At 35.3% G+C, this 21012-nt stretch carries 16 protein-coding genes, 1 tRNA gene and 3 rRNA genes; 18 read left to right on the plus strand and 2 right to left on the minus strand.

The window, feature by feature from the left end; genetic code table 11:
- Positions 1 to 4: 4 nt before the first annotated feature.
- The 15 genes from FJR48_RS02380 (at position 5) to ccoS (ending at position 16561) form a co-directional block, all read left to right on the plus strand.
- Complete coding sequence (locus tag FJR48_RS02380; RefSeq protein WP_152306577.1) at positions 5 to 1036, plus strand: AI-2E family transporter; 1032 nt, start codon at positions 5 to 7, stop codon at positions 1034 to 1036.
- Positions 1037 to 1073: 37 nt separating this feature from the next.
- Positions 1074 to 1643 carry an anthranilate synthase component II gene (locus FJR48_RS02385; protein ID WP_152306578.1) on the plus strand — a complete coding sequence of 190 codons (570 nt, stop codon included), beginning with the start codon at positions 1074 to 1076 and terminating at the stop codon, positions 1641 to 1643.
- Positions 1640 to 2830 (plus strand): hypothetical protein, encoded by a 1191-nt coding sequence (locus FJR48_RS02390; protein WP_152306579.1) that lies wholly within the window; start codon positions 1640 to 1642, stop codon positions 2828 to 2830. The genes FJR48_RS02385 and FJR48_RS02390 overlap by 4 nt, the downstream gene beginning before the upstream one ends.
- Before the next feature lie 89 nt (positions 2831 to 2919).
- Positions 2920 to 4251 (plus strand): ATP citrate lyase citrate-binding domain-containing protein, encoded by a 1332-nt coding sequence (locus tag FJR48_RS02395; protein WP_152306580.1) that lies wholly within the window; start codon positions 2920 to 2922, stop codon positions 4249 to 4251.
- Between the two features lie 9 nt (positions 4252 to 4260).
- Positions 4261 to 6075, plus strand: coding sequence for a citrate/2-methylcitrate synthase (locus FJR48_RS02400; protein ID WP_152306581.1), 1815 nt, complete (start codon positions 4261 to 4263; stop codon positions 6073 to 6075).
- A 103-nt stretch (positions 6076 to 6178) separates the two neighbouring features.
- On the plus strand, positions 6179 to 6847 hold the full coding sequence (locus FJR48_RS02405) for a type II secretion system protein (protein WP_152306582.1): 669 nt from the start codon (positions 6179 to 6181) through the stop codon (positions 6845 to 6847).
- 363 nt (positions 6848 to 7210) lie between these two features.
- Positions 7211 to 8723 (plus strand): 16S ribosomal RNA (locus FJR48_RS02410).
- 139 nt (positions 8724 to 8862) lie between these two features.
- A tRNA-Ala gene (locus tag FJR48_RS02415) sits at positions 8863 to 8938 on the plus strand.
- A gap of 197 nt (positions 8939 to 9135) precedes the next feature.
- Positions 9136 to 12027: ribosomal RNA gene (locus FJR48_RS02420) — 23S ribosomal RNA — on the plus strand.
- A 114-nt stretch (positions 12028 to 12141) separates the two neighbouring features.
- A 5S ribosomal RNA gene (gene rrf, locus FJR48_RS02425) occupies positions 12142 to 12257 on the plus strand.
- The 16S, 23S and 5S rRNA genes sit together here with 1 tRNA gene alongside, the layout of an rRNA operon.
- A 111-nt stretch (positions 12258 to 12368) precedes the next feature.
- Complete coding sequence (locus tag FJR48_RS02430; protein WP_152306583.1) at positions 12369 to 12956, plus strand: D-sedoheptulose-7-phosphate isomerase; 588 nt, start codon at positions 12369 to 12371, stop codon at positions 12954 to 12956.
- Positions 12957 to 12959: 3 nt separating this feature from the next.
- A complete protein-coding gene (gmhB, locus tag FJR48_RS02435; RefSeq protein WP_152306584.1) occupies positions 12960 to 13472 on the plus strand; it encodes a D-glycero-beta-D-manno-heptose 1,7-bisphosphate 7-phosphatase in 513 nt (170 codons plus the stop codon).
- Positions 13466 to 13948, plus strand: coding sequence for an asparaginase domain-containing protein (locus FJR48_RS02440; RefSeq protein ID WP_152306585.1), 483 nt, complete (start codon positions 13466 to 13468; stop codon positions 13946 to 13948). The genes gmhB and FJR48_RS02440 overlap by 7 nt, the downstream gene beginning before the upstream one ends.
- Entirely contained in the window at positions 13941 to 16331 is a 2391-nt protein-coding gene (locus FJR48_RS02445; RefSeq protein WP_277872381.1) for a heavy metal translocating P-type ATPase, read from the plus strand. The genes FJR48_RS02440 and FJR48_RS02445 overlap by 8 nt, the downstream gene beginning before the upstream one ends.
- Positions 16332 to 16345: 14 nt before the next feature.
- Entirely contained in the window at positions 16346 to 16561 is a 216-nt protein-coding gene (gene ccoS, locus FJR48_RS02450) for a cbb3-type cytochrome oxidase assembly protein CcoS (RefSeq protein ID WP_152306586.1), read from the plus strand.
- Positions 16562 to 16620: 59 nt separating this feature from the next.
- On the opposite strand, the gene FJR48_RS02455 is transcribed toward ccoS, so the two are convergent.
- Positions 16621 to 16905 carry a c-type cytochrome gene (locus FJR48_RS02455; RefSeq protein WP_152306587.1) on the minus strand — a complete coding sequence of 95 codons (285 nt, stop codon included), beginning with the start codon at positions 16903 to 16905 and terminating at the stop codon, positions 16621 to 16623.
- A 157-nt stretch (positions 16906 to 17062) separates the two neighbouring features.
- Here FJR48_RS02455 and FJR48_RS02460 point away from each other — a divergent pair, with 157 nt between their 5' ends.
- Complete coding sequence (locus FJR48_RS02460; RefSeq protein WP_152306588.1) at positions 17063 to 17662, plus strand: YfaZ family outer membrane protein; 600 nt, start codon at positions 17063 to 17065, stop codon at positions 17660 to 17662.
- On the opposite strand, the gene FJR48_RS02465 is transcribed toward FJR48_RS02460, so the two are convergent.
- Complete coding sequence (locus FJR48_RS02465) at positions 17646 to 18911, minus strand: glycosyl hydrolase (RefSeq protein ID WP_152306589.1); 1266 nt, start codon at positions 18909 to 18911, stop codon at positions 17646 to 17648. The two genes, FJR48_RS02460 and FJR48_RS02465, sit on opposite strands and share 17 nt — an antisense overlap.
- A gap of 75 nt (positions 18912 to 18986) precedes the next feature.
- On the opposite strand from FJR48_RS02465, the gene FJR48_RS02470 reads away from it, so the two are divergent.
- Together FJR48_RS02470 and rfbA are read left to right on the plus strand one after the other, a co-directional pair.
- Complete coding sequence (locus FJR48_RS02470) at positions 18987 to 20102, plus strand: capsular polysaccharide export protein, LipB/KpsS family (RefSeq protein WP_152306590.1); 1116 nt, start codon at positions 18987 to 18989, stop codon at positions 20100 to 20102.
- A gap of 18 nt (positions 20103 to 20120) precedes the next feature.
- Positions 20121 to 21011: a glucose-1-phosphate thymidylyltransferase RfbA gene (gene rfbA / locus FJR48_RS02475; RefSeq protein WP_152306591.1), complete on the plus strand. Its 891-nt coding sequence runs from the start codon at positions 20121 to 20123 to the stop codon at positions 21009 to 21011.
- The last annotated feature ends 1 nt before the right edge of the window (position 21012 follow it).

Here is a 21012-nt window from a genome sequence, read left to right on the forward strand (position 1 = left end):
AACAATGGAAAAGTATAAAGTAGGTTACTCCTTTATAGTAATGGCAAGTGTTGTGATTGTGTTAGCCGGTATAAAAAATGCATCAGAGATTGTTATCCCGATTTTATTAGCTATGTTTTTGGCTATTATACTATCCCCTGCATATGATTTTTTTAGAAAAAAAGGGTTGCCTGATGTTGTTTCACTCATTTTGGTTATGTTGTTTTTTACAATATTTCTAAGTCTCGTGGCTAGTTTGCTCGGTTCTTCCGTAGATGAATTTAGCTCAAATATAGATTTATATTCTCAAAGGCTTACGGGATATTTCCAGGATATAAAGAATTTTGCTTTAAGTATAGGAGTAAAATTACCAATAGATGAACTTTCATCAATCAGTTCGAAACAGATAATGTTGTTTGCAACAAGTATACTAAAAAGCATGAGTTCTGTATTTACAAATGGGTTTATAGTTCTTTTTATACTTATTTTTATGTTATTAGAGTCTAACCATTTTATTGAAAAAATAAGTTATGCAGATAGTTTAAGCTGGAGTGTTAATCAGATAAAAGAGATTGTTTCAAAAATTAAAGAGTATATGGTGTTAAAAGCAATAATATCAGTTTTTACGGGCTTTGTAATATGGATTGCATTACTTTTAATAGGAACAGATTATGCATTTTTATTGGCAGTATTGGCTTTTTTATTAAATTTTATACCAAATATAGGTTCAATTATAGCGGCTGTACCTGCAGTGTTGCTAACTTTGGTTCAGCTTGGAGCTATAAGTGCTGTTTTGGTAGCAGGGATATATTTGAGTGTAAATATAGTGATAGGGTCAATAGTTGAACCAAAGGTTATGGGAAGAGGCTTGGGATTATCTTCTTTAGTTGTATTCTTATCCCTTATTTTTTGGGGATGGCTTTTAGGTGCTATAGGTATGTTGTTGTCTATACCTTTGACTATTATTGCAAAGATAGTTTTTGATGCAAACGAAAAAACAAAATGGATAGCGATTTTACTTGGTACGGGTAAATATTTAAAAGAAGAAAAGTCTTAAATTAATAATATCAGTCCAAATGTGATATACTTCGAGCATGATTTTAATGATAGATAATTATGATAGTTTTACATATAATATTGTGCAATATTGCAAAGAATTAGGTGCTGATCTGAAGGTTATTAGAAATGATGAGATGAGTGTGAGTGAAATAGAAGCACTTAAACCTGAAAAAATCATCATATCTCCCGGTCCTGCTTCGCCTAATGAAGCAGGTGTAACGTTAGAGGTAATTGAATACTTTAAAGATAAGCTCCCAATTTTAGGAATTTGTTTAGGGCACCAAAGTATAGCTCAGGTTTTCGGAGGTGATGTAGTACGTGCCAAAAATATGATGCACGGTAAAACTTCTACTATGAAACAAACTGGTAAATGTGAAATTTTTAAAGATCTTCCTAATGAGTTTATAGCTACAAGGTATCACTCTCTTATAGTAGATAAAAATACAATACCTGATTCAATTATACCTACCGCATATTCTACTGACGATGAAGAGATTATGGCACTAAAGATAAAAGATAAAGATATATACGGTGTACAGTTTCATCCGGAGTCTATTATGAGTCAATACGGTCATGAAATGATAGGAAACTTTTTAAAACTATGAAATATAAAATCATCTTCCTTTTAATATTAGGGCTAGATGCATTAAATTTAATCTTTCAAACTTCTCAAATATCTATCTCATATAGAGAATCGTTGATTCTTTATGGAGATATTTCTCTGTTACAAATAATTATAAAATCAAGTATGTATATATTTGGACATAATGATTTTTCTCTTAGATTACCTATGATATTTATCCATTTATCAAGTGTAATTTTACTTTTTAGTATATCAAAGCATTACATCAAAGAGTTTGGAAATAGGCTTTGGTTAGTATTTATATTTGTGTTATTGCCGGGTGTTTTAAGTTCTGCATTGGTTGTAGATGAAGCAGGACTTATTATATTTGGACTTTTATTATTTATTTGGCTTTATTTAAATAACTTGAAAAAGTTATATTATTTATTATTGGTATCATTCGTTTTTTTAGACAACAGTTATATATATTTATTTTTAGCCCTTAGTATGTATGGAATACATAATAAAAACAGAAATTTTTTTATTTTTAATATGATTGCATTTTTTATCTCAATATTACTCTTTGGAGTAGATGCACACGGATCTCCAAAAGGACATTTCTTAGATTCTTTAGCTTTATATGCGGCAATTTTTTCACCAATAGTTTTTGTGTACATGGTTTTTGTATTATATAGACGACATTTAGATAATAAACGAGATGTGGTATGGTTTATATCAACAACAGGTTTTATAGTATCTGTGATTTTGTCTTTTAGACAAAATATTCAAATAGAACATTTTGCTCCGTATTTGATAGTAGCATTACCAATAGCTGCACAAAGTTTTATAAGTTCGTATAGAGTAAGACTAAAAGAATTTAGAAAGACTTATAGGATGATGTTCCAAGTATCTTTGGCATTACTTTTATTAAACACTATTGTCGTTATATTCAATAAAGAGTTGTATAAAGTCTTAGATAGGCCAAAGATACATTTTGTATATAAATTTCATATAGCCAAAGAATTAGCCCAATCGTTAAAAGACGATGGTATATCATGTATAAATACAAACTATAAAATGCAGAATAGATTATACTTTTATGGTGTTACTAAATGCGACAAATATAAACTTTCTAAAATAAAGAATAATCCAAATAATATTAAAAATGTAACAATAAGTTACAGAAATAGACCGATATATAATATATATGTTACCAAAATAAACAAATAACAAAACTATCCCTATCTTTATATTAATAAAAGATATGAATTTAATAAGAGTATGTTAAAATTCAGCAAAATCAAATATAGGGAGTTGCAATGGCTCAAAAAGCGATACGCGAATATGACGGTAAAGCACTTTTCTCAAAACAGTGGGGAAATTATTTTAGTGGATTTCATTATGGATTCAAATCTGTTCTAGTTACAAGTGGAGCAGAACTTTTAGCAAAGGCAGAAGAGCATGGTTTTGAATGGTTAAAACAAGAACCGCTAGTTGCAAAACCGGATATGCTATTTGGTAAACGCGGTAAAAATGATTTGGTACTTTTTAAAGATGCTAAGCCAGGTGATGTATCTTTAGAAGTAGCTGCAAAATGGATTGATGAGAAGATGTCTCATACTACAACTCTGTTAAGCGGTCAGCACGGTACATTAACACACTTTATTGTTGAGCCGTTTACTCCACACTCACAAGATCAAGAGTACTATATCTCTGCTACATGTGTCGGTGAAGACGATGTACTTTATATGTCAGCTGAAGGTGGTATGGAAGTTGAAGAAGGTTGGGATGAAAAGGTTAATGAAGTAATTATCCCTATAGATATGAGTGACGCAGATATGGAGCACGCTATTAAAGCAAACGTACCTTCTGATATCCCTGCAAAGAACAAAGAAAGTTTTATCTCATTCGCAATTGCATTTTTTAAATTCTATAGAGATATGAATTTCGCATACTTAGAAATTAACCCTATTGTTATGTTAGAGAACAATGATATGGCTATTCTTGACCTAGTTGCAAGACTTGACGATACAGCTGGATTCTTAATGAAAGATACATGGGGTGATATTGAGTACCCTACAGCATTCGGTATGGAAGATCAATCTCCTGAAGAAAAAGCCATTGCAGTAGCTGATAGTAAATCCGGTGCTTCATTAAAACTTACTATTCTTAATCCTATGGGGAGAGTTTGGACTATGGTTGCAGGTGGTGGTGCATCTGTTGTTTATGCAGACACTATTGCAGATTATGCAGAAGCAAACGGCGGTAGCGTAGCAGATTTAGCTAACTATGGTGAGTACTCAGGTGGTCCGACTACGGGAGAGACAAAGTTTTATGCTGATACCGTAATTGATTTAATGACTCGTCATAAAGATTCAAAAGGACAAGATAAAATTTTAATCATCGGTGGAGCTATTGCAAACTTTACAGATGTTGCAAAAACATTTACAGGTATAATCCAATCATTTGAAGCAAATGTAGATAAAATGAAAGAACATAACACTAAGATATATGTTCGTCGTGGTGGACCTAACTATGAAAAAGGTTTAAAAGATATTAAAGAAGCTGCTGACAGACTAGGTCTTTATATAGAAGTTTATGGACCGGAAACTCACGTAACTGACATTGTACGTATGGCACTAGAGAAGTAAGGGAAGAAAATGAAACAATTATTTACAAAAGATACACAAGCAATTTTTTGGAACAATAACAAGACTGCTATCCAAAGAATGTTGGATTATGATTATACAATCAAAAGAGAAACACCATCTGTTGCTGCTATTGTAGCTCCAACTAGCGGAAACAAGTTTGAAAAGTTTTTTTATGGTCCTGATGAGATTATGATTCCTCTTTATAAATCAACTGCAGATGCTAGAAAAGAACATGCTAATGCTGACGTGCTTTTAAACTTTGCATCATTTAGAACTGCTTATGATGTAACTATGGAAGCAATTGAAATCGGTGGATTCTCTTCTATTATGGTAACAGCTGAAGGTATTCCAGAGAGATTAGCAAGAAAAATGAATAATACTGCTCGTAAAGCAGGTGTTACAGTAATTGGACCGGCTACTGTTGGTGCAATCAGCCCGGGCGCATTTAAAATTGCTAACGTTGGTGGTACGATTGAGAACATTGTTAACTCTAAACTACATAGATGTGGTTCATGTGGACTTGTAACTCGTTCAGGTGGTTTATTTAATGAACTTTCTAACATTATTGCTATCAATGCTGACGGTATCGCTGAAGGTGTAGCTATCGGTGGGGATAGATTTGTTGGTTCTGTTTTTATTGACAATATGTTAAGAATGGAAAAAAATCCAGATGTTAAATATATGGTGCTTCTTGGTGAAGTTGGTGGTACTGAAGAGTATAAAATAATCGAAGCTATAAAAAATGGTCAAATTACTAAGCCTGTAATCGCTTGGTGTATCGGTACTATTGCTAAGCACTTCTCAACTGGCGTACAATTCGGTCACGCCGGTGCATCTGCTAATGCTGATGCTGAAACAGCAGCTGCAAAAAATAAAGCAATGGCTGAAGCCGGTATATTTGTACCTGCATCATTCAATGATTTACCGGCTAAAATCAATGAAGTATATGAGAAATTAAAAGCTGAAGGTACAATTTCTGAAATCGCTGAGCCAGAGATGAATGTATGTCCTAAAGTAAGACGTTCTAAACAATTTATCTGTACTATTAGTGATGATAGAGGGGATGAAGCTACATATGCAGGTTTCCCAATCTCTTCAGTTGCTACTCCGGATACCGGTAAAGGTATCGGTGATGTTGTTTCACTATTATGGTTCAAAAAACAATATCCAAAATGGGCTACTGACTTTATAGAAACTGTTATGAAAACTGTTGCTGATCACGGTCCGGCAGTATCAGGTGCTCACAATGCTAAAGTAACTGCTCGTGCAGGGAAATCTGTTGTTGAATCGTTAGTAACTGGTCTTTTAACAATCGGTCCAAGATTTGGTGGAGCAATTGACGGTGCTGCTGAGCACTTTAAATATGCTGATGATAACAATATGACTCCTGCAGAGTTCTTAAATCATATGAAAAAACTTGGTATTCCAATTCCAGGTATTGGTCACCGTATTAAATCATTAAAGAATCCTGACTTACGTGTTAAAGGTTTAATGGAGTATGCAGCTGAGCATTTTCCATCAACTCCACTTTTAGATTATGCTAGAACTGTTGAGCAGTTAACTACATCTAAAAAAGAGAATTTAATCCTTAACGTTGACGGTACTATCGGTATTTTAATGGTGGATATGTGGAGAGCTTTAGGTTATTCCGAAAATGAAATAAATGATTTTATATCTTCAGGTACATTAAATGCATTCTTTATAGTTGGTCGTTCAATCGGTTTCATCGGTCACATTTTAGATGAAAAACGTCTTGCAATGCCAATGTATCGTCACCCTATGGATGATATACTTTATGACGTTCAAAAAGCTGAAGAGATATAATTCAGCAATTAAATAAGATGGATTTTCCATCTTATTACCTCCAATCTCTTTTTATTCTTTTATATTTATTTTAAACCAAATTTTTTTTTGATATACTAATCGTATGAGAAAAGCTTTTACATTATTAGAATTAGTATTTGTTATCGTTGTAATTGGTATATTGGCAGCTGCAATTATTCCAAGAGTTAATACCGATAGACTTCATGAAGCTGCAATTCAAGTTGTTTCACATATACGTTATACTCAGCATCTAGCTATGAATGATGATAAATATGATGATACAAATCAAAGCTGGTATAAAGGACGATGGCAGTTTCAATATAATACAAATGTCGGAACTATACAGTGGCCATATACAATATATAGTGACATTTCACATACTGGAAATGCAAATGCAAATGGAGAAATAGCTGTAAATCCGTTAAATAAATCTAAGCTATTAACTGGTGGTGCAGCTGGGTTTATTATAGCTGGAAATTCTAGAAGAACTGAAAAGATGGCACTAGGTGATACTTATGGTATTAGCAATATGAATTTATCTGGAGGGTGTGCAGGTGTAGCCCAAAGAATATCATTTGACCATATGGGTAGACCGATGAGAGGTAATCCATCTAGTCTTGTTTCAGCATATGAGACGACAAGACTGATACCATCTAATAATCCTTGTATTTTAACATTAACTAGCTCTGAAGGAAATGTATCTATTAGAATAGAGGGAGAAACGGGCTATACATGTATATTAGATTCAGCAGGAAATTGTTTGGTTAATTAAGTAAATTTTATATATTTAACATCAATAAAAAAATCTTTTTGCATTTGTTAAAATCCTAAGCGGTCTTTAAGTAAATTCCTCCTATAATTCCCATCCACAAACGGAAGCAACCTAGAGTTTAGGTAAAAGCTGAAGACGTTTGAGATCATTGAAAACTAAGTAAGTGAACTAACTAACAACTAATAAAGAAATTAGTTAACGGTTTTAAAAAGTTTACTTTATAAAACACAATAACAACAACCGTCTATTCTATAAATACCCGGTATTTATAGCAATAGATACTTTACGTGTATATATTATATATAGTATATACATAAAACAAAGCCAAAGATTTTGATCTTGGGCTATGGAATCAAGCATTCAATTATGGAGAGTTTGATCCTGGCTCAGAGTGAACGCTGGCGGCGTGCTTAACACATGCAAGTCGAACGGTAACAGGAGGAGCTTGCTCCTTGCTGACGAGTGGCGCACGGGTGAGTAATATATAGTTAATGTGCCCCAAAGACTAGGATAGCCACTGGAAACGGTGATTAATACTGGATAAGCCTCTAAATCAAAAGATTGCGAGGAAAATGTTTTTTCGCTTTGGGATCAGACTATATCCTATCAGCTAGTTGGTGAGGTAAGAGCTCACCAAGGCAATGACGGGTAGCGGGTTTGAGAGGATGATCCGCCACACTGGTACTGAGACACGGACCAGACTCCTACGGGAGGCAGCAGTGAGGAATATTGCACAATGGAGGAAACTCTGATGCAGCAACGCCGCGTGGAGGATGACGCATTTCGGTGTGTAAACTCCTTTTATATGTCAAGAAAATGACGGTAGCATATGAATAAGCACCGGCTAACTCCGTGCCAGCAGCCGCGGTAATACGGAGGGTGCAAGCGTTACTCGGAATCACTGGGCGTAAAGGACGCGTAGGCGGGTTGTCAAGTCTGATGTGAAATCCTATGGCTTAACCATAGAACTGCATTGGAAACTGGCAACCTAGAGTATGGGAGGGGCAGATGGAATTAGTGGTGTAGGGGTAAAATCCGTAGATATCACTAGGAATACCTAAAGCGAAGGCGATCTGCTGGAACATAACTGACGCTAAGGCGTGAAAGCGTGGGGAGCAAACGGGATTAGATACCCCGGTAGTCCACGCCCTAAACGATGAACACTAGTCGTCGGGATGCTTGTCATCTCGGTGATGCACTTAACAGATTAAGTGTTCCGCCTGGGGAGTACGGTCGCAAGATTAAAACTCAAAGGAATAGACGGGGACCCGCACAAGTGGTGGAGCATGTGGTTTAATTCGACGATACGCGAAGAACCTTACCTGGCCTTGACATTGATAGAATACTGTAGAGATACGGTAGTGCCCTTCGGGGAACTAGAAAACAGGTGCTGCACGGCTGTCGTCAGCTCGTGTCGTGAGATGTTGGGTTAAGTCCCGCAACGAGCGCAACCCTCGTCCTTAGTTGCCAGCAGTTCGGCTGGGCACTCTAAGGAGACTGCCTTCGTAAGGAGGAGGAAGGTGAGGACGACGTCAAGTCATCATGGCCCTTACGGCCAGGGCTACACACGTGCTACAATGGGGCGTACAGAGAGTTGCGATACCGCGAGGTGGAGCTAATCTCTTAAAGCGTCTCTCAGTTCGGATTGTTCTCTGCAACTCGAGAGCATGAAGCTGGAATCACTAGTAATCGTAGATCAGCAATGCTACGGTGAATACGTTCCCGGGTCTTGTACTCACCGCCCGTCACACCATGGGAGTTGATTTCACCCGAAATCGGAATGCCAAACTGGCTACCGCTTACGGTGGAATTAGCGACTGGGGTGAAGTCGTAACAAGGTAACCGTAGGAGAACCTGCGGTTGGATCACCTCCTTTCTAGAGTAAGAGCAACTATTCGTTTAGTTGGCTCAGAAAAGTTCTCACGAACTAATTAGTTGTTAGAATGTTGCTTACTTAGTTTTCAGTGATCTGTGATCATTGAAGATACAATCACAAAAAAAGTTTAATCAGTTATGGGGAATTAGCTCAGCTGGGAGAGCGCCTGCCTTGCACGCAGGAGGTCAGCGGTTCGATCCCGCTATTCTCCACCATTAAAATTAACTTTTTATGTTCATTTAAAATACAATTGTTAAAGTCAACAACTATAGTTAAAGAAACTAGTTATAGATAATTTATTAGATATAACGATAGGTCAATTTAATTATAACAACTAAATAACTACAATAATAAGATTACTGACTTGTTTGAGGTATTAAAGTACATTAAACAAGGTAGTGAAGCGAATTAGAATAAAGATATTAAGGGCCATAGGTGGATGCCTTGGCTAGTAGAGGCGATGAAAGACGTACTAGGCTGCGAAAAGCCTCGGGGAGCTGCCAAGAAGCTTTGATCCGGGGATTTCTGAATGGGACAACCCGGCACGGTGTGAATCGTGTCACCCTTCGGGGGGCGAACTCAGGGAAGTGAAACATCTCAGTACCTGAAGGAAGAGAAATCAATTGAGATTCTGGGAGTAGCGGCGAGCGAAACTGGAGTAGGGCGCATACATTTAGCACATTAGTTAGCTGAACACTCTGGAAAGTGTGAACATAGAGGGTGATATTCCCGTAAGCGAAAACTTTTGTGTGGAACTAAGGTATGGAACGAGTAGGACGGAACACGTGATATTTTGTCTGAAAATGGGGGGACCACCCTCCAACCCTAAATACTACTACTAGACCGATAGCGAACAAGTACCGTGAGGGAAAGGTGAAAAGGACTGCGGTGAGCAGAGTGAAATAGAACCTGAAACCTATGGCTTACAATCATTTGGAGCACTATTATATATAAGTGTGACAGACTGCCTTTTGCATAATGAGCCTGCGAGTTGTGGTATCTGGCAAGGTTAAGCGAACGCGAAGCCGTAGCGAAAGCGAGTCTTAATAGGGCGAATTAGTCAGATGCTGCAGACCCGAAACTGAGTGATCTATCCATGAGCAGGTTGAAGCTGGTGTAAGAGCCAGTGGAGGACCGAACCCGTAGGCGTTGAAAAGTCTTGGGATGACTTGTGGATGGGGGTGAAAGGCCAATCAAACTCAGTGATAGCTGGTTCTCTCCGAAATATATTTAGGTATAGCGTCATGTTAGAACCCTGTAGGGGTAGAGCACTGAACAGGCTAGGGCTGCTTACCGCGGTACCAAACCTTATCAAACTCCGAATACTACAGGGGAATCCATGGCAGTCAGGCGTAGGGTGATAAAATCCTATGTCGAGAGGGGAACAACCCAGACTAACAGCTAAGGTCCCAAAGTTTTATCTAAGTGGAAAAGGATGTGGAGTTGCTGTGACAACCAGGAGGTTGGCTTAGAAGCAGCCATCCTTTAAAGAAAGCGTAACAGCTCACTGGTCTAGCGATTCTGCGCCGAAAATATAACGGGGCTAAGATAAACACCGAAGCTTTAGATTTACACATTAGTGTAAGTGGTAGGAGAGCGTTCCATTCAGCATCGAAGGTATACCGGTAAGGAGTACTGGAGCGGATGGAAGTGAGCATGCAGGCATGAGTAGCGAGAAAAGAAGTGAGAATCTTCTTCGCCGAAAACCCAAGGTTTCCTACGCGATGCTCGTCATCGTAGGGTTAGTCGGGACCTAAGTCGAGTCCGAAAGGGGTAGACGATGGCAAATCGGTTAATATTCCGATACCGACATTACATCATTTGAGTGATGGGGGGACGCATAGAGTTAAACGAGGTCACTGATGGAAATGTGGCTCGAAGGGTGTAGGATGTTAAGTAGGCAAATCCGCTTAACGTGTATCCGAGACCTGACAGGCATTTCAATCTCTTCGGAGAGCGAGATGAATCGTTGATACTGTCGTGCCGAGAAAAGCCTCTAAACGAGATGTAATGTTGCCCGTACCGTAAACCGACACAGGTGGGTGAGATGAGTATTCTAAGGCGCGTGGATGAATTATTGTTAAGGAACTCTGCAAAATAGCACCGTATCTTCGGTATAAGGTGTACCCTAATTGTTAGAAGACTTGCTCTTCAAAGCAACTACGGGTGGCAGCAAAGAGTCCCTCCCGACTGTTTACCAAAAACACAGCACTCTGCTAACTCGTAAGAGGATGTATAGGGTGTGACGCCTGCCCGGTGCTTGAATGTTAAAAGGATTGCTTAGCTTTGCGAAGGCATGAATTGAAGCACAAGTAAACGGCGGCCGTAACTATAACGGTCCTAAGGTAGCGAAATTCCTTGTCGGTTAAATACCGACCTGCATGAATGGCGTAACGAGATGGGAGCTGTCTCAACAATAAATCCAGTGAAATTGTAGTGGAGGTGAAAATTCCTCCTACCCGCGGAAAGACGGAAAGACCCCGTGCACCTTTACTATAGCTTGACACTGCTATTGGGATATTCATGTGCAGGATAGGTGGGAGCCTTTGATTATATGACGCCAGTTGTATATGAGGCATCCTTGAGATACCACCCCTGAATATTCTGATAGCTAACTCGCTGCAGTCTATCCTGCAGGAGGACAATGTCTGGTGGGTAGTTTGACTGGGGCGGTCGCCTCCTAAAAAGTAACGGAGGCTTACAAAGGTTAGTTCAGAAGGGTTGGAAATCCTTCGTAGAGTATAATGGCATAAACTAGCCTGACTGTGAGAGAGACAACTCGAGCAGAGACGAAAGTCGGTCATAGTGATCCGGTGGTTCTGTGTGGAAGGGCCATCGCTCAAAGGATAAAAGGTACGCCGGGGATAACAGGCTGATCTCCCCCAAGAGCTCACATCGACGGGGAGGTTTGGCACCTCGATGTCGGCTCATCGCATCCTGGGGCTGGAGCAGGTCCCAAGGGTATGGCTGTTCGCCATTTAAAGCGGTACGCGAGCTGGGTTCAGAACGTCGTGAGACAGTTCGGTCCCTATCTTCCGTGGGCGTAGGAACGTTGAGGAGATTTGACCCTAGTACGAGAGGACCGGGTTGAACGTACCACTGGTGCACCAGTTGTCCTGCCAAGGGCATAGCTGGGTAGCTACGTACGGATGTGATAACCGCTGAAAGCATCTAAGCGGGAAGCCAACTCCAAGATGAACGTTCCCTGAAGTACGCTTGAAGACTACAAGCTTGATAGGCTGGGTGTGTACGCACGGTAACGTGTTTAGCTGACCAGTACTAATAGTACGATCGTCTTTTTTTTAAGCTTCACTACCTTGTTTAGTGTATTAAGTTGCTGTTGACTTTAACAATTCTATACAAACAACTTATACAATCAAATATAAGTACATACTACGATGTATTTATACTTGATTGTCTAGGTGGCAATAGAGAGAGGGAAACGCCTGGCCCCATTCCGAACCCAGAAGCTAAGCCTCTCATCGCTGATAATACTTGTCCTTTCAGGATTGGAAATGTAGGTCGCCGCCTAGTTGATCAGTTTCTTACTTTTTATTAAATTATTTCATTGAATTTTATTTCACTTAATACTTTTTACTAATATTATTTATGCTATTATTTTATATATTTTAATTAGGTATATTAATGAAAAATTATATTAAAGAGCAAATTAAACTTTCTTACGAAACAAAACAAACTATTTATAAAGATGAAGAATTATTAGAAAAAATAGTTGATGTAGCACAAAAATGTGTTGAACTATATAGGACAGATAAAAAGACTATATTGGCAGGTAACGGCGGAAGTGCAGCCGATGCACAGCATATAGCTGCTGAATTAGTCGGTAGATACGGATTTGATAGACCTTCTATTCCTTCTTTAGCACTAACTACAGATACGTCAAACCTTACTGCAATAGGAAACGATTATGGATATGATAAAGTATTCTCAAGACAATTAGAGGGTATGGGTCAAGAAGGGGATATATTTATAGGTATATCTACTTCAGGAAATTCTAAAAATATTTTAAATGCTTTTGATTCTGCAAAAAAGAAAAATATTTTAACTGTAGCGCTTGTCGGTAAAGATGGAGGTGAAATGGCTAAAAAAGCTGATATAGCTTTAGTAATTCCATCTGATTCCACTCCTCGTATACAAGAATCACATATATTAATTGGTCACATATTATGTGATATTATAGAAAAAGAGACATTTGGAGACGGTGTAAATTAGTAAATGGTTAAAGCACTGTTTTTAGATCGTGATGGGGTAATTAATGTAGAGAAAGATTATCTTTATAAAATAGAAGATTTTGAATTTATAGATGGCATCTTTAAGCTTTGTAAATATTATTTAGAATTAGGTTATAAAATATTTATTGTTACAAATCAAAGTGGTATAGCACGCGGTTATTATACAGATAATGATTTTAATATTTTGACATCTTGGATGCTTGAGAGGTTTAAAAAAGAAGGTATAGATATATCAAAAGTTTATTACTGTTCCCATCATCCTAATATATCTGTGGAATGTGATTGTAGAAAGCCAAAGCCAGGAATGTTGATTCAAGCTGCCAAAGAGTTTAATATTGATTTGCAACACTCTATTATACTAGGTGATAAAGAAAGAGATATAGAAGCAGGCTTAAATGCAGGACTTCTAGAGACATATTTATTTGATGAAAAAAGTAAAATTAAAAATTCTAAAGCTACTAAAGTTATACAAAAGTTAGAGGAATTAATATGTTAATATTAAATACGGGCGGTACTTTTAATAAAAGATATAATTCATTAAACGGTGAACTAGAAGTACCGTATGATTCTAATTGTATAGAAGAAATATTGTCATCTGTAGAGGCTAATTATGATATGGCAGGTGTTATTTTTAAAGATTCTCTTGATATGGATATAAACGATAGAAAAATGCTTGCATCTATTATAATGGAATCAAAAGATGATAAGTTTTTAATTGTTCATGGGACAGATACTATTGATGAAACAGCTCATTTTTTAAGTGAAATATTTGATGATAGATTGATTGTATTAACAGGAGCTATGAAGCCATTTGAGATAGATAAAGTAGAAGCTTCATTAAATCTGGGTATGTCAATAGGGTTTTTAAAAGCAAAAAATGAATTTGGTGTTTATATCTGTATGAACGGCTATATTGAAAATTGGGATAAACTAAATAAAAATAAAAAATTAGGAAAATTTGAACTTGTCTGAAAAAGTAGCTTGTAGTCATTGTCATTTGGAATTTGATGATGAAATGATGATAAAAGAGGGTGATTTACACTTTTGTTGTAATGGATGCCAAGGTGTATATCACTTGCTAAATGATGAAGGTTTAGATAGTTTTTATGATAAAGCCGGCTCTACAAAACTTGCACCGCCAATGCATCAGTTAGATGACAGTTCACATTTTGATTCTCCGTCTTTTTATGAGCAGTATGTTAAAAAAGATGCTGATGGCTTTTCTATAGTTTCTCTTATTATAGAGGGCATACATTGTTCTGCTTGTGTATGGTTAAACGAAAAAGCCCTGCATAAGATGGAGGGTGTAATAGAAGCAAATATAAATTTTACGAACAACAAAGCAACGATAGTATGGGCTGATGATGTTGTAAAACTCTCCAAAATTATTGAGATGATTCGCTCGATAGGTTATAACGCCTTTGCCTATGATAGTGCAACAGGTGAAAACTATGCAAATAGGGAGAGAAAATCATATTATTTAAAAATGGCAGTTGCTATTTTTGCTTCTATGAATATTATGTGGATAGCCGTTGCACAGTATGCAGGCTATTTTACTGGTATTACACAAAATGTTAAAACTATATTAAATATTGCGGAATGGATATTGGCTACACCTGTACTGTTTTACAGTGGTTGGGTCTTTTTTAAGGGTGCTTATTACGGTTTAAAAACTAAAGTCGTAAATATGGATTTGCTAGTCGCTACAGGAGCATTACTAACATATATATATTCAATATATATAACTTTAATGGAGGTTGGCGAAGCATACTTTGATAGTGTAAGTATGATTATTACTTTTGTGTTAATAGGAAAGTTTTTAGAGGTACTGAGTAAAAAAAATGCTGCGGATACATTAGACTCTATAGGTAAAAATATTCCAAATGAAGTTAAAGTATTTAAAGATAATACTGTTATTTTGAGTAAGCTTGATGATGTAAACGTGGGAGATATAATAGTAGTCGGAAGTGGAGAAAGAGTTCTTTTTGACGGAAAAATTGTTAAAGGAAGCGGAAACTTTGATGAATCAAGTCTTACAGGTGAGAGTGACCCAATATATAAAGAAAAAGGTGATAGTGTAATTAGTGGAACAAGTAGTATAGATGCAGATATATATTTTGAAACAACCAAAGATTTTGAGCATTCAACACTTTCAAATTTAGTGACTTTACTTGAAAATGCTATAAATAAAAAACCTCAAATACAACAAATAGCCAATAAATTAAGTGAACATTTTTCTACGGTTATTTTAGGACTTTCTTTTATAACTTTTATAGTTTGGTGGTTATGGCCACATAGTTTTGAAGTGGCATTTATGGTCGGTATATCTGTAATTATTATAGCTTGTCCATGTGCATTGGCTCTTGCCACACCTGTTGCAACATTGGTAGGTCTTAGTCTAGGAGCTAAAAAAGGAGTTCTTTTTAAAGAAGCTGCATTGCTTGAAACAATGGCTAAAGTCGATACTCTTGTTTTAGATAAAACCGGTACTTTAACTATGGGTAAACCTGAAGTAGTAAATGAACATATATATAAAGAATTTGACAAAAGTATTCTTTATTCACTTGTAAAAAATTCAAATCATCCAATATCAAAAGGTATAATTCAGTATTTATCTGAAGAGAATGAGATAATATTTGATGAGTATAAACAAGTTCCGGCAGCGGGCATTGTTGCAAAATATAAAAATAAGAAGGTACTTGGCGGAAATATTAAATTAATAGAAGATAACAAATTAAATGCAGATTTTGAAAGCCAAAATAGTGTTTTTTACTTTGCTATCGATTCGGATATAATGGCTGTATATGAACTTAAAGATAAAGTTAAACCGGATGCAAAAGATCTAATCTCTGAATTAACTAAAAAAGGTATTAATAGTATAATATTAACAGGTGATAATGGTAAAATTGCAAAAAGAGTAGCTGATGAAGTCGGTATAAAAGAATATTACTATTCTCAAAATCCTAAAGAAAAATCAAAATTTATAGATAAGCTGAAAAAAGACAATAAGACTATAGTAATGGTAGGGGATGGTGTGAACGATGTACTTGCTCTTGCTCATGCAGATATATCAATTGTTATGGGTAGCGGTAGTGATATAGCTATTGATGTTAGTGATGTGGTGCTTTTAAATGATTCATTAAAATCACTATCAGATGCATTTAAAATCTCTCGTACTACGTTTGGTCTTATTAAACAAAATTTGGGTATATCATTGGTATATAATGCCATAACAATTCCGTTAGCTATGGCTGGTTATGTAATACCTCTTGTAGCAGCTATATCTATGAGTGTAAGTTCACTATTGGTTGTCGGTAACTCTATGAGAATTAGATACAAGTGGCAAAAATCATAAGAAGGAGCTCTTAAATGGATGATTGGGTAATAGCTATGATGCTTGGTGCGTCTATATTTTTAGGTGCAGTCGCACTATTTGCTTTTTTATGGGCTATAAAAAACGGGCAGTTTGACGATGAAGAAAAATTTTTAAATGCTGCTAAGTTTGATAATGAAGATGATTTAAACGATGCTGTAAATATTGAACGTAAAAAGGAAGAGTTAAAGAAAAATTATAGACCTGAATAGATGTTTATTAAGTAGATAAAATCAAACTACCTTATCGGTAGTTTGAAAAAAAAAGTAAATTATTTACCGATAGTTTGTGCGAAAGCTTCTAAGTCAGCATCAGAGTATTTTGCAACTTGACCTTTCATAAGACCTTTCATTGGACCACCGTAAGTACCAGCTTTATAACCTATAAGTGCATCAGCAATCTCTTTATGAGTCATCTCAGCTACATTTTTAGATTTACCAAGAGCTTCTTTACTCCAGTCTTGTCCGTGACAGCCTTTACATGCACCAGCATTAACGCCAGCCATTAAAGCTGTACAAGCACCTAAAGCTACGATAGCAGTAGTTATTTTTTTCATTTTTATTCCTTAAGATAAATTATCGAAAATATTATAGTGGGTTAAGTCTTAAATAATATTGAATAAAAAATAAAAAATTATTTATTTAAAAGATGAACATAATTATGGAATATATATTGCTTTTTTATGACATAATTGATACAAATGAAGGACAAAAATGTTAAAAAAAATATCTTTGCTTATTTTAGGATTTAGTTGTACTTATGCTATGCATACGGCAGAATTAAATATAAATGAATATGATTTAGAAGCCGGTTTGAAGTTAGATATAGGTCAGTTCAACGAGATGGTTGAACCAAATACCACTTTTATAGGAATTGATTACTTAAAAGCTGATAGAAAGAATTCATCTCATAATAATATCGACAGATATGTCAATATTAACTTTATGATAGAACAAGAAATTCAAAATAGCGGTTTTAAAGTTGGTTTAGGTGTTAAAGGAATTTATACAGGCTTGGGAAAAGCAGACTTCAGAAGTCTGCCTATAGGTGCGGAAGTTTCATATAAACTTCCATTAAATATTGCTACTCCAATAGGATTTAAAGCAGAGGGTTACTACGCTCCTAAATCACTTAGCTTTTCCGATGCAAACGGTTATGTTGAATATAGAGCAGAAGCTTATATACAGCTAATGGATAGGGCTTCAGTTTATGTTGGTTATAGAAGAATAGATACTGAATATGATTATATGAATATAATATCTGACGTAACATATAATAAATCTATATATTCCGGTATTAAGTTCTCGTTTTAGTTTTAATATATACGTATATAGGAGATGGACCTATTTGTAAGGTCTGATCTTCTATTTTTTCTCCATCTTTAGAATAAACATCAAAATTATTCTCTTTATGAATAGTTGTTGGTTTTAACGACCAATGTATTTGAAGTAACTCCTCATCAACCAAACATTGAAAAATATAGTGTTGTCGATTTATATCAAGCCTTAAAAATTGTGCATTTTTTAAATTTTTTATCATAGTTTTGTATGTTTTAAAAGCGGGGTATTTTTTTATACTATCACGATTGTCAACCAAGCCATAGCCCGGTGCTATAAGCTGATGCCAAGATAGTGCATCTACTTGCTGGGAAGCAAGAGCTAAAAGATAGTAGCGCAGCATATAATTAGCATAACTCTCTAAGTCTATACACTCTTTTTCACTTGTCGGTGCATAGGGAGCCGTATTTGATATAGGCCAGTTTATTTCTGTAAGGTATAACTCATGTTTTGTTTTTGGGCTCAACCAAACCATTGTACTAAGAAGAGCAATCTTGTCAGATGCATTAAAACCCAGTTGCATATTTTCAGGTGCACCGCGTCTATCAACGTACAACAAAGCAGATATTCCGTCATATTTGTATTTGAAAAAATTAAATAGTGTATGGGCTGTAAAATGGTATTCAAAATCAATAACTCCACTACCGATTAGCTTTAATTCAGGATGCTTTTGTTCTTTTAAATCATAAGCGGTTTTAAAAAAAGCGTTATATTCATCTACACTAAAGAACCCCCATTTCGCACGATTTATAGTTGTGCCGATTTCATAAATATCGACTTTATTTCCAAGCTTTGAAAAAATTAATTCAAGATTATTTCTAAAAAGTTCTAAGCTTTCTACATTTTCTCTGTCTTGCATTATTTTTAGCGTAATTTTTTCATCCTGAAAATTTAATATAAATTCTTTTAAATTATCCAAAGTGTCTATTTCCCATAACTTTAGGCGAATAAGAATATGCTTAACTCCAAGTTCTTTTACTAGTTTTAGAGTTTCTGAAGGCTCTCTCTGATAATCAACGCCTAAACAAAAAAATGAACTTGTATCTATTTTCTTATTTTTAACAAAAGGCATCATAATTAAAGAGATGGGAAATACAAATAAAGATATGATAATTGTTTTTAGAATAGACGTTAAATTTTCCCTTCTTTTGATTTTTTTATAGGCTTTGTCTTTTAAGGGGTATGGTTGATCGGAATAGTTATCCCATATGTACGGTTGTTTCATAAGGTTAATTGTAGCATTTTTTAGATAAAATGCTTCGCAAAATAGAAATAAGATAATAATCTCAAGGAATAACATATGCATAATAATGCGACAATACTTTTATTCGCATTTAGAAAAAGCCATATAGGTTTTCTTAATAGAATTGTTAAAGACAGTAAATTAGCAGAAAATTTTAAAGTATTGTCGACAAGAAACTTAATATTTCCATCTTTGATTGGCATATCAAATTTAAAAAATATAAATTTTAAGTTAATTTGTGAGTTTGCAACAAAAGAGTTTTATGCTAAAACTAATTTAAAATTTCCTAGATTCTTAGTTTATAATTTTTTTAAAATTATGGCTTATGTAAACTATTTTCGTTATTACAAAGCACTTAGTCAAGGATATACTAAAATGCTTTTATGGAACGGTGGAAAATTTAGACAATTGATTGCTATAGAGATTGCAAAGCTCAAAGGTATCCATGTGTATTATTATGAAAACGGTTTACTTCCAAATACATTAGTTTTGGATCCAAAGGGAATTAATTTTGATAATAGTGTACCAAGAAACAGAGAATTTTATGAAAGTTATAAAAATAATAAAGAATTACCACAAGAACTTGTTCCAAGAGCTACAAGGCATATAGAAAAATTTAATAGCAATAATGTTACGGAATTACCTTTAGAGTATATATTCGTACCGTTTCAAGTTGATTATGATACACAAATACTTAAAAATTCTCCATGGATTGAAAATATGAGAGAACTTTTTAATGTAATAGAAAATTTAGCTAAAAATTCACAATATAACTTTGTGCTAAAAGAGCATCCTTCAAGCGGTATAAATTATCCTGATTTACATACTAGAGCCAAAAATATTAAAAATGTATCATTTCAAAACGGATATTCAACACAAAAATTAATCGAAAAAAGTTTAGCAGTTATTACAGTAAATTCTACAGTCGGGATGGAGTCGTTACTGTTCAATAAAAGAGTCATAGTGTTAGGAAACGCTTTTTATACTATAAAAGGTATTACATATCCGGCTACATCAGAAAAAGAACTTTTAGAGATAGTCGGTCAGCTTGAAAAATTAGAGTTTGATGAAGAATTAGTAAGAAAATTTTTAACGTATATAAATTATGATTATCTAATTTCAAACGATGATAGTGTGTATAGAATATTTGCAGAGTATTTACTAAAAAACTAAGATAAAGGAGAATTGTATATGAAAGGAATAATACTAGCAGGAGGTAGCGGAACAAGATTGTATCCAATAACAAAAGGTGTGTCTAAACAACTTGTGCCGATATATGATAAACCGATGATCTATTATCCACTTTCAGTTTTAATGTTAGCAGGAATTACTGAAGTTCTTATTATATCCACTCCTACAGATTTACCAAGGTTTGAACAGCTTCTGGGTGATGGTTCAGATATAGGGATGAAGTTTAGTTATGTTATTCAACCAAGTCCGGATGGACTAGCACAAGCTTTTATTTTAGGTGAAGAGTTTTTAGATGGTGAAGATGCATGTTTGGTGTTGGGCGATAATATTTTTTACGGTCACGGATTAACCGAACTTTTGGCTCAGTCTGTAAAAAATGCTAAGGAACAAAATAAGGCTACTGTATTTGGATATTATGTAAAAGACCCTGAGCGTTACGGTGTAGCAGAATTTGATAATAACGGAAATGTTACTTCTATAGAAGAAAAACCAAAAGACCCAAAAAGCAATTATGCAGTAGTAGGATTATATTTTTATCCAAATGATGTTGTAAAAAAAGCTAAAGATGTTAAACCATCAGACAGAGGCGAACTGGAGATTACTACTCTAAACCAAGATTACTTAGAAGAGAATAGACTTAAAGTTGAACTAATGGGGAGAGGATATGCATGGCTTGATACCGGAACTCACGAGTCATTACTTGAAGCTAGTCAGTTTATCCAAACGATAGAGAATAGACAATCTTTAAAAGTGGCATGTATAGAAGAGATAGCATATGAAATGGGATATATTTCAAAAGAAAAGCTTTTAGAATTAGCTGAACCTTTAAAGAAAAATCAATATGGACAGTATTTGATTTCAAGAGCTAATCAACCTAGAAGGATGCAGTAGA

The sequence above is a fragment of the Sulfurimonas lithotrophica genome, from assembly GCF_009258225.1.
Taxonomy (GTDB): Bacteria; Campylobacterota; Campylobacteria; order Campylobacterales; family Sulfurimonadaceae; genus Sulfurimonas; species Sulfurimonas lithotrophica.